Annotated in this window: 9 protein-coding genes and 1 pseudogene; all 10 read right to left on the reverse strand. The window is 71.9% G+C overall.

All coding sequences use genetic code 11. The annotated features are described in order from the left end of the window. Positions 1-41 precede the first annotated feature (41 nt). The 10 genes and pseudogenes from AC13HU_RS25105 to rimM all read right to left on the reverse strand — a co-directional run bounded on the left by AC13HU_RS25105 (position 42) and on the right by rimM (position 8,425). The gene (locus AC13HU_RS25105) at positions 42-1,757 is read right to left on the reverse strand and encodes a YifB family Mg chelatase-like AAA ATPase (protein ID WP_483044209.1); all 1,716 of its coding nucleotides are present in this window, start codon (positions 1,755-1,757) and stop codon (positions 42-44) included. Then, a pseudogene (locus AC13HU_RS25110) lies at positions 1,757-2,168 on the reverse strand (YraN family protein). Before AC13HU_RS25110 ends, AC13HU_RS25105 begins: the two are co-directional and overlap by 1 nt. Positions 2,169-2,256: 88 nt before the next feature. After that, positions 2,257-2,583: a DUF2469 domain-containing protein gene (locus AC13HU_RS25115; protein ID WP_033173060.1), complete on the reverse strand. Its 327-nt coding sequence runs from the start codon at positions 2,581-2,583 to the stop codon at positions 2,257-2,259. An 88-nt stretch (positions 2,584-2,671) separates the two neighbouring features. Then, positions 2,672-3,412 carry a signal peptidase I gene (gene lepB, locus AC13HU_RS25120; protein WP_483044210.1) on the reverse strand — a complete coding sequence of 247 codons (741 nt, stop codon included), beginning with the start codon at positions 3,410-3,412 and terminating at the stop codon, positions 2,672-2,674. A gap of 35 nt (positions 3,413-3,447) precedes the next feature. After that, complete coding sequence (gene lepB / locus AC13HU_RS25125) at positions 3,448-4,638, reverse strand: signal peptidase I (protein WP_483044211.1); 1,191 nt, start codon at positions 4,636-4,638, stop codon at positions 3,448-3,450. Further along, positions 4,541-5,698 carry a signal peptidase I gene (gene lepB / locus AC13HU_RS25130; protein WP_483044212.1) on the reverse strand — a complete coding sequence of 386 codons (1,158 nt, stop codon included), beginning with the start codon at positions 5,696-5,698 and terminating at the stop codon, positions 4,541-4,543. Before lepB (AC13HU_RS25130) ends, lepB (AC13HU_RS25125) begins: the two co-directional genes overlap by 98 nt. Beyond that, positions 5,691-6,395 (reverse strand): signal peptidase I, encoded by a 705-nt coding sequence (gene lepB / locus AC13HU_RS25135; protein ID WP_483044213.1) that lies wholly within the window; start codon positions 6,393-6,395, stop codon positions 5,691-5,693. The genes lepB (AC13HU_RS25130) and lepB (AC13HU_RS25135) overlap by 8 nt, the downstream gene beginning before the upstream one ends. A 45-nt stretch (positions 6,396-6,440) precedes the next feature. Next, positions 6,441-6,791, reverse strand: coding sequence for a 50S ribosomal protein L19 (gene rplS, locus AC13HU_RS25140; RefSeq protein WP_328470019.1), 351 nt, complete (start codon positions 6,789-6,791; stop codon positions 6,441-6,443). Between the two features lie 148 nt (positions 6,792-6,939). Further along, positions 6,940-7,761 (reverse strand): tRNA (guanosine(37)-N1)-methyltransferase TrmD, encoded by an 822-nt coding sequence (gene trmD / locus AC13HU_RS25145; protein WP_483044214.1) that lies wholly within the window; start codon positions 7,759-7,761, stop codon positions 6,940-6,942. 1 nt (position 7,762) lies between these two features. Further along, the gene (rimM, locus tag AC13HU_RS25150) at positions 7,763-8,425 is read right to left on the reverse strand and encodes a ribosome maturation factor RimM (protein ID WP_483044215.1); all 663 of its coding nucleotides are present in this window, start codon (positions 8,423-8,425) and stop codon (positions 7,763-7,765) included. Positions 8,426-8,451: the final 26 nt, after the last annotated feature.

Consider the following 8,451-nt stretch of genomic DNA (forward strand, 5'->3'; position numbering starts at 1 on the left):
CAACTCCCCACCCCACGCCGCGGCTTCCTCCTCCCCCGCCATCACACTCCTCCCGCCACAGCCGGCACTCCCCTGCTCACCCCGGTGCGCAACTGGAGTGCCAGCAGGACGTGTTCGGGTGTCGGGCGGTCGGCGCCCGCGAGGTCGGCGAGGGTCCAGGCCACACGCAGCACCCGGTCCAGGCCGCGGGCGGTGAGCAGGCCGCGCTCCATGTCGCGCTCGACCGCACGCAGGGCGCCGGCGGCGACATGCCAGCGGGTGCGCATCTCGTGTCCTGGCACTTCGCTGTTCAGCCGCCAGGGGGTGTTCTGGTAGCGGGCGGCGGCCCTGGCCCGGGCTTCCAGGACCCGGACGCCGACCGCGGCTGTGGACTCCCCGGCCGTGCCCTCGCCGCCCGGCCCGATGAGCTCGGCGCGGCTGACGGGCTCGACGTCCACCCGCAGGTCGACCCGGTCCAGCAGCGGACCGGACAGCCGGGCCTGATAGCGCCGCACCGCGCTCGGCGAGCAGTCGCAGCCCCCGCCGAGCACCGAATACCGCCCGCACGGGCACGGGTTCGCGGCCAGCACCAGCATGAAGCGGGCCGGGAGCCGTATCACCCCGGCGGCCCGGGCCACGATGACATGGCCGGACTCCAGCGGCTGCCGAAGCGCGTCGAGCGACTGCGAGCTGAACTCCGGCGCCTCGTCAAGAAACAACACCCCACGATGAGCGAGCGAGACCGCGCCCGGTCTCGGCAGTCCGCTGCCGCCGCCGACGAGCGAGGGCATCGTGGCCGAGTGATGCGGCGCGCAGTAGGGCGGGATGTCGACCAACGGGCGGCCGGTCGGGAGGATGCCCGCCACCGAGTGCACCGCGGTGACCTCCAGCGACTCCTGGCGGGTGAGCGGCGGCAGGATGCCAGGGAGTCGCTCGGCAAGCATCGTCTTGCCCGCACCCGGCGGACCGTTCAGATAGAGGTGGTGGCCGCCGGCCGCGGCGACTTCCAGGGCGAGCCGGGCCGCCCGCTGCCCGGCGACATCGGCCAGGTCGGGTCCGTGCTGATCCCCACCGAGGCCGCCGCCACCCGCACTCGTGAAGTCCGCGCTGCCGAATCCGCCGCCGCCGAATCCGGTCCGGGCGAACGCACCGCCTCCGCCCAGCCCCGCGCCGGCACCGCCACCGGGCACCGCCAGCCCCGCCAGCATCGGGTCGGGTCGCTCCCGCCCGGCCGCGACGCCCTCCTCCGGCTCCTCGGGCACCGCCTCGTCGTTGAGCACCGCGACAAGCTGGCGCAGACTGCGTACGCCCAGCACCGAGACGCCGGGCACGAGGGCCGCCTCGGATGTGGTGCGCTCGGGCACCACCACCTGCCGGTATCCCGCGTCGGCCGCGGCGAGCACGGCCGGCAGCACACCGCGCACCGGGCGGACCCGCCCGTCGAGCCCCAGCTCGCCGATCATCATCAGGTCGGCGATGGCACTCGGCGCGATCCGGCCGCTCGCGGCCAGCACGGCGCAGGCCACCGCCAGGTCGAAGCCGGAACCGCCCTTGGGCACCGACGCCGGACTCAGCCCCACGGTGAGCTTCTTCTGCGGCCAGGTCTCCCCGCTGTTCACGATCGCCGCGCGCACCCGGTCACGGCTCTCCACCAGGCTCTTGTCCGGCAGACCGACCAGGGCGAACGTGGCCACTCCCGGCTCCAGGTCGGCCTGGACCTCGACCACGACGCCTTCCACGCCGATCAGGGCGACCGAGCATGTGCGCGCGAAGCCCATCACGCCACCCCCCGCACGTGCTCGACCCGGGGCGCGCCGCGCACCGGCAGCACGACTCCGACCAGGTCGATCCGGACGCCGCCCGGCGGCGCCCCGCCGTGCTCGGCGGTCCATCGCTCGGCGAGCGTCCGCAGCTTGGCCGCCTTGACCGGGGTGAGCGCCGCCATGGGGTGCTGATGGCCGCCCTCCCGGCGGGTCTTCACCTCGCACACCACCACCGCATCGCCGTCGGCCGCGACGATGTCGATCTCACCCCGCCGGCCCCACCGCCAGTTCCGCTCCAGGATGTCCAGCCCTGCGTCCTGCAGCGTCCTGGCGGCCACGCCCTCTCCGTACCGCCCCAGCGCACCTCGTGCGTTCATGAGTACCACCTCCGTCACTCACTGTGACAGAAGATGGCCCATCGAAGATGATCTTGAAAGACGGCCTGTGGATAGCTCCCAGAACCGGCCCTCACCCGGCCTCACCCCGGCCTCGGCCCGGCCTCACCCCGGCGGCCTCAGCTGTTGAATCCCGAGTCGTCCGACGGCAGATCGAGGTCCGCCTTGTTCAGCTCCTCGATATTCACGTCCTTGAAGGTGAGCACCCGGACCTGCTTGACGAAGCGAGCCGGCCGGTACATGTCCCAGACCCACGCGTCGGCCATCGACACTTCGAAGAACACCTCGCCCTGGACCGAGTGCACCTGCATCTCGTAGTCGTTGGTGAGGTAGAAGCGCCGCTCGGTCTCGATCACGTACTTGAACAGGCCGACGACGTCGCGATACTCCCGGTAGAGCTTCAGCTCCATCTCGGTCTCGTATTTTTCGAGGTCCTCGGCGCTCATGGCATGTTCCCCTTCAGCCGTACGTGACCCCATTGTGCGCTACCGGGACACCGCCGGAGCCGCACACCGCCGTATCGCGGTAGGAGCGTCAGCCCGCCCGCCGCCGGGCGAGGTCGGCCAGCGGCGGGTACGCGGCCCCGCCCAGGATCAGCAGCACCCCGGCCGCGATCACTGCCACCAGCCAGCGCAGCGGGCCATGGGGGGACGCTCCACCGCCGGAGAGCCCGTCGAAGGCGGAGGTGCGCTGCACCGTCCCCACCCGGCCCGGCGGCCACGCCGTAGCCTCCACCCGGGCCTTCACGTCGCCGGCCGGCACGGAACCCCGCTGGGCGTCCTCCAGGCGCAGCCGGGAGTCCTGGGAGACCGCGCGGTTGTCACCGACGAGGAACAGCTCGCCCTTGGGGACCTTCGTCTCGAACTTCGACGCCGACGCCTGGCCGGGCACGGCCAGGTAGGTCTCGTCGACGGGCTTGCCGTCGACCATCAGCCGCCCGCGCGCCTCACAGCAGGAGACCGTGTCGCCGCCGACCCCGACCACCCGCTTGACCTCGGGCAGGTCGCCCCACAGCTTGTCCTTGAAGACCACGATGTCGCCGCGGTGCACCTGGTCGCCGGAGATCCGCTCGGCCAACACCTTGTCGCCGGGACGGACCGTGGGCTCCATGGAGCTGGTCGGCACCGTGTAGGGGCGGTAGACGACCGCGGCCCAGGCGAAGCCGCCCAGGAAGAGCACGCAGCCAAGGGCCACGGCAATCCCGGACAGTCTGTGTCCGGTGCTGCCGCGGCCCTTGGATATCACTTTGCCGCTGCTCGTACGTGTCGCGCTCATGGAGCCGCACCCTACCCGTCGGGTACGCGCCCCGGTCAGCCCTCCGCGCCCTCGGACGCGCCGGCCGCCTCGTGCTTGCGCAGCAGCCTGCGCCGCCGCAACAGCACCAGCGGGATCGCGCCCGCCACACCGACCGCGGCAGGACCGGCGGTGCCGGCCGCGTTGATCCCCCGCTGGGAGAACGTGCCGGGGATGCCCAGCCAGTCCCAGCGGTTGATCGGCCAGGCGACCACGATCGCGCGGCCGACGACCTGCTTGGTCGCGACGGTGCCGTCGGTGTGCTTGCCGTCGATCACCTGGTCCATGTGGTACCGCGAGTCGAGCGAGTCCTGGCGGTGGTCGCCCATCACCCAGATGTGGCCCTTGGGCACATGGACGGTGAACGACCTGTCCGTGCTGCACGGGGTGTTGCCGGGGAAGACGTACGGCTCGTTCAGCGGCTTGCCGTTGACCATCACCGGACCGGTGCCCTTGCAGCTGACGGTGTCACCGCCGACCCCGATCACCCGCTTGATCAGGTCCTTCTCCTCGGCCGACGGCATCAGGCCAACGAAGCTGAGGGTCTTCTGCAGGCCGCGCACCACCGCGTTGCTGCTCGGCGGCGGGTTCTCCGGCAGCCAACCACCCGGGTCGTGGAAGACGACGACCTCGCCACGGCTCGGCGTGGAGCCGAACCACGGGGTCAGCTTGTCGACCAGCACCCGGTCGCCCTTGAGCAGGGTGTTGTTCATGGAGTCGGACGGGATGGAGAACGCCTGCACCAGGAAGGTCTTGATCAGCAGCGCCAGCACCAGCGCGATGCCGATCAGCAGCGGCAGCTCCTTCCAGAAGGAGCGGGGCTTGCGCTCGGCCGCGTGCGCGGGCTCACCATCGGACGAGTCGCCGCCGCCACCCGGGCCGTCGGGCCCGTCGGGGCCGTCGGAGTCGTGGCGCCGCGCGCCGTCGCCGCTCACACCGCCCACGTCCTCCGGCCGGGTGCCGGCCACCGGGACGTAACCGGGCTCGTATCCCGCGCCCGGGTCGTAGTCCTGGCCGAAGCCCGCGCCCGGGTCGTAACCGGCCTGGTATCCGTTGCCGCCCGAGCCACCGGGTTGGTATCCGCCCTCCGCCCCGGCGTCCCGGCCGGAGTCATAGCCGCTCGCGTAGCCGCCGTCGGAGGGCCCGGGGACCCTGCCGGCGGAGGGGACGCCATGCGCGCCGTTCCGAGCCGTCTCTTCGGGGACCACGCCATCGGCCTCCGTGCCGTCCGCAGGGGGCACCGGGCCGTCCCCCTTCTCGGGCTCGCCGGAACCGGACCGCGCGCCGACCACCAGGTCCCCCACATCCACTCCTCATTCGATATCGTCGCCTGCCCCGGAAGCGGCGCAGGCCCACCATTCCCATAACGAGCGGGAGTTCCGCAGGAGTCGGGAGCGGGTCGGTCCTTTGAGCATTGTTGGCCGAGCTGTCGGTCCCATCCACCATAGTCGTGCCGGCTGTGCGGGCGGGGATCGCCGCGTCCGCCTGCGGCACCGAGCCGAAGGTCGAGGGCTCTTTCAGCCGCCCCCAGTGCCCGATCGGCCAGCCGATCACGAAGGCCCGCCCGACCACCAGTTTCTGGGAGATGGTGCCCTCGGTGCGCTTGCCGTCGATCACCTCGGTCAAGTGGAACCGCGAGTCCGCCGAGTCCGAGCGGTGGTCGCCCATCACCCACAGTCGCCCGAGCGGTACGTGCACGGTGAACTTGATGGTCGACGGCGGGTTGCCCGGATACAGGTACGGCTCGTCCAGCGGCTTGCCGTTGACCGTCAGCCGCCCCTGGGCGTCGCAGCAGCTCACCGTGTCGCCACCGACCCCGATCACCCGCTTGATCAGGTCCTGCTCGCCGGAGGCCGGCAGCAGCCCGATGAAGGCGAACGCCTGCTTGATCTGCTTGACCACCACGGGGTCCGGCTTGGGCGCGGGCTCGCCCTTCAGCCAGCCGCCGGGGTCCTTGAAGACCACCACGTCGCCGCGGTGCGGCTCGGCGCCGAACCACGGCGTGAGCTTGTCGACCAGCACCCGGTCGCTGATCCGGATGGTCTGCTCCATCGATCCGGACGGGATCACGAACGCCTGGAGCAGGAAGGTCTTCAGCACCAGCGCGATGACCAGCGCCACCACGATCAGCAGCGGCACCTCGCGGGCCATCGAACGGCGCCTCTTGCGCTTGACCTTGCGGGCCAGTTTGCGCCGCTCGACCCGGCTGCCGCTGATCGGCGCCGCGGGCGGCACGTCCGTACCCCGCGGCCGGCCCCGGTTACCCATGCGCACCGGCCGGCGCGGGCACGTGGGAGAAGACGGCGGGGCGGCGCACCCGGGTCCAGTGACCGGGCGGCCAGGCGATCCACTCGGCGCGGCCGATCACCTTGCCGACCGGTACGGTGCCGCCGCCCGGGTCGCCGAGGTGGTCGCGGGAGTCGGCGGAGTCGGCGCGGTGGTCGCCCATCACCCACAGCCGGCCCGGGGGCACCACGATGTCGAACGGCGCCTCGGAGGGCGCGTTCCCCGGGTGCAGGTAGGTCTCGTCGAGCGCATGGCCGTTGACGCTGAGCCGGCCCTGGGTGTCGCAGCAGGTGACGCGGTCACCGCCGACGCCGATCACGCGTTTGACGTAGTCGGTGCCGCTGCTGGTGGAGAAGGAGTCCTTGCCGTCGAACACAATCACGTCTCCCCGCCGGGGCGTGCCGCCGAAACGGTACGCCAGCTTGTCGACCAGCACCCGGTCGCCGACCCGCAGCGTGTTCTCCATGGACGAGCTGGGCACTTCGAACGGCTCCACCACGAAGTGGCTGACCAGAAGCAGCGCCGCACAGCAGGCGAGAGCGAGCAGCAGCGTACGGTTCCAGTCGTCCCACCAGCCGGCGAGGCGCTGCCTCATGACGGAACGCGACCGCTCCTCCAGATCCGCCTCGTCGGCGGTGGGGGAACGGTCGCGCTCCGGGGTCACTGCTTCGCTGTCCATCGGGGCGGAAGCTTATCCGGCCCGTCCCAAGGGAGAGTCAAACGATCAGTTGTCGCGCTTCTCCTTGATCTTCGCGGCCTTGCCGCGCAGCTCACGGAGGTAGTACAGCTTCGCGCGGCGCACGTCGCCGCGGGTGACGACCTCGATCTTCTCGACGATCGGCGTGTGCACCGGGAAGGTGCGCTCGACGCCGACGGAGAAGCTGACCTTGCGGACCGTGAAGGTCTCGCTGATGCCGGCGCCCTGGCGGCGGATGACGACGCCCTTGAACTGCTGCACACGGGAGCGGTTGCCCTCGATGACGCGCACGTGGACGTTGACGGTGTCGCCGGGGCGGAAGGCCGGCACATCGGTGCGCACGCTGGCGCTGTTGACGCTCTCGATGAGGTTGGTCATGGTCGTTCGTCGCTTCCTCGCCGATGCCACAGGTCATCGACGGCATGTCGTCTTTGGATGTTCGGGTTGTCCTACGGTGCGGTCGCCCGGCACCGGGCGGCGGCTGTCCCCCTGTGGCAGGGGCGCGCGCCGGGCAGGCAACAGCGGGTCATTCTTCCACGGCGTCGGGGTTGCGCCCAAATCGGCCGTCGGGGCCCGGCTGCCAGCCCAGGATGCTGAGCATCTCGCGGTCCTTCTTGTCGAAGGCCGCGGGGTCGGCGCGCTCGACCAGGTCGGGCCGGTGCGCGACCGTACGGCGCAGCGCCTCGTCGCGGCGCCAGCGGGCGATCTTCCCGTGGTGGCCGCTGAGCAGCACGTCGGGGATGTCGCGGCCGCGCCAGGTCGGCGGCTTGGTGAAGACCGGGCCCTCCAGCAGGTCGGCCATGGCGCCGGGGGCGAAGGAGTCGTCGGCGTGCGACTGCGCGTTGCCGAGTACGCCGGGCAGCAGCCGGGCGACGGCCTCGGTGACGACCAGGACGGCGGCCTCGCCGCCGGCCAGGACGTAGTCGCCGATGGAGACCTCGTGGACCGGCATCCTGGTGGCGTACTCGGCGGTGACGCGGCTGTCGATTCCCTCGTAGCGGGCCGGGGTGAAGATGAGCCAGGGGCGCCGGGACAGCGCCACAGCGGTCTCCTGGGTGAAGGGGCGGCCGCTGGGGGTGGGGACGACCAGCACGGGCTCGTGGGCGCCTTGTTCGTACCCGTCGGCCAGGGTCTGGTCGAGGGCCTCGCCCCAGGGGCCGGTCATCATCACCATGCCGGGGCCGCCGCCGTACGGGGTGTCGTCCACGGTGTGGTGGCGGTCGCGCGCCCAGCCGCGCAGGTCGTGCACGCGGACGTCGAGCCGGCCGGCCGCGCGGGCCTTGCCGACCAGGGAGACGTTCAGCGGTTCGAGGTACTCGGGGAAGATCGTGACGACGTCGATCCGCATCTCAGGCGCCGTCGCTCTCGCGCCGCGCATCGCCCTCTCCGGACTCACCGCTCTCGCCGGACGGATCGCCCTCGCCAGACCCATCGCCCCCACCGGACGCGTCACCAGCGTCCGGCCCATCGCCCGCTTCCCGCGCGCCGGCGACCTGCGCGTCCGCCTCGTCCAGCAGCCCGGGCGGCGGGTCGATCACGGCCCGCTGCGCGTCCAGGTCGATCTCGGGCACGATCTCCGTGACGAACGGCACCAGCACCTCGCCACCTCCGGTGCGCGCCACCACCAGCAGGTCCTGGTACGGCAGGTGTGAGACCTCGGCGATCCGGCCGACCTCGCGGCCGTCCACGGTCACCACGTCGAGGTCGATGAGCTGGTGGTCGTAGAACTCCTCGGGGTCCTCCGGGGTCTGCTCCGGATCGACCTCGGCGATCAGCATGGTGCCGCGCAGCGCCTCGGCGCCGTTGCGGTCGGTGACGCCCTCGAAACGCAGCATGAGGCGGCCGCTGTGCACCCGGCCGGTGGCGATGGTGAGCGGCCCGGTGGCGGCCGGGTCGGTGGCGAGTACGGCGCCGGGCGCGAGCCGCAGTTCCGGCTCGTCGGTGCGCACTTCGACGCTCACCTCGCCCTTGATGCCGTGGGCGCGTCCGATCCGGCCGACTACGAGCTGCACGTCCTGCTCAACTCCCGCTGTGGAAC

It is taken from the genome of Streptomyces sp. NH27, from assembly GCF_056859195.1.

Excerpts from the sequence above, each read along its gene's own strand:
- AC13HU_RS25105 (WP_483044209.1), bottom strand. The coding sequence starts at position 1,757 with ATGGGCTTCGCGCGCACATGCTCGGTCGCCCTGATCGGCGTGGAAGGC.
- AC13HU_RS25115 (WP_033173060.1), bottom strand. The coding sequence starts at position 2,583 with ATGAGCGCCGAGGACCTCGAAAAATACGAGACCGAGATGGAGCTGAAG.
- lepB (WP_483044210.1), bottom strand. The coding sequence starts at position 3,412 with ATGAGCGCGACACGTACGAGCAGCGGCAAAGTGATATCCAAGGGCCGC.
- lepB (WP_483044212.1), bottom strand. The coding sequence starts at position 5,698 with ATGGGTAACCGGGGCCGGCCGCGGGGTACGGACGTGCCGCCCGCGGCG.
- lepB (WP_483044213.1), bottom strand. The coding sequence starts at position 6,395 with ATGGACAGCGAAGCAGTGACCCCGGAGCGCGACCGTTCCCCCACCGCC.
- rplS (WP_328470019.1), bottom strand. The coding sequence starts at position 6,791 with ATGACCAACCTCATCGAGAGCGTCAACAGCGCCAGCGTGCGCACCGAT.
- trmD (WP_483044214.1), bottom strand. The coding sequence starts at position 7,761 with ATGCGGATCGACGTCGTCACGATCTTCCCCGAGTACCTCGAACCGCTG.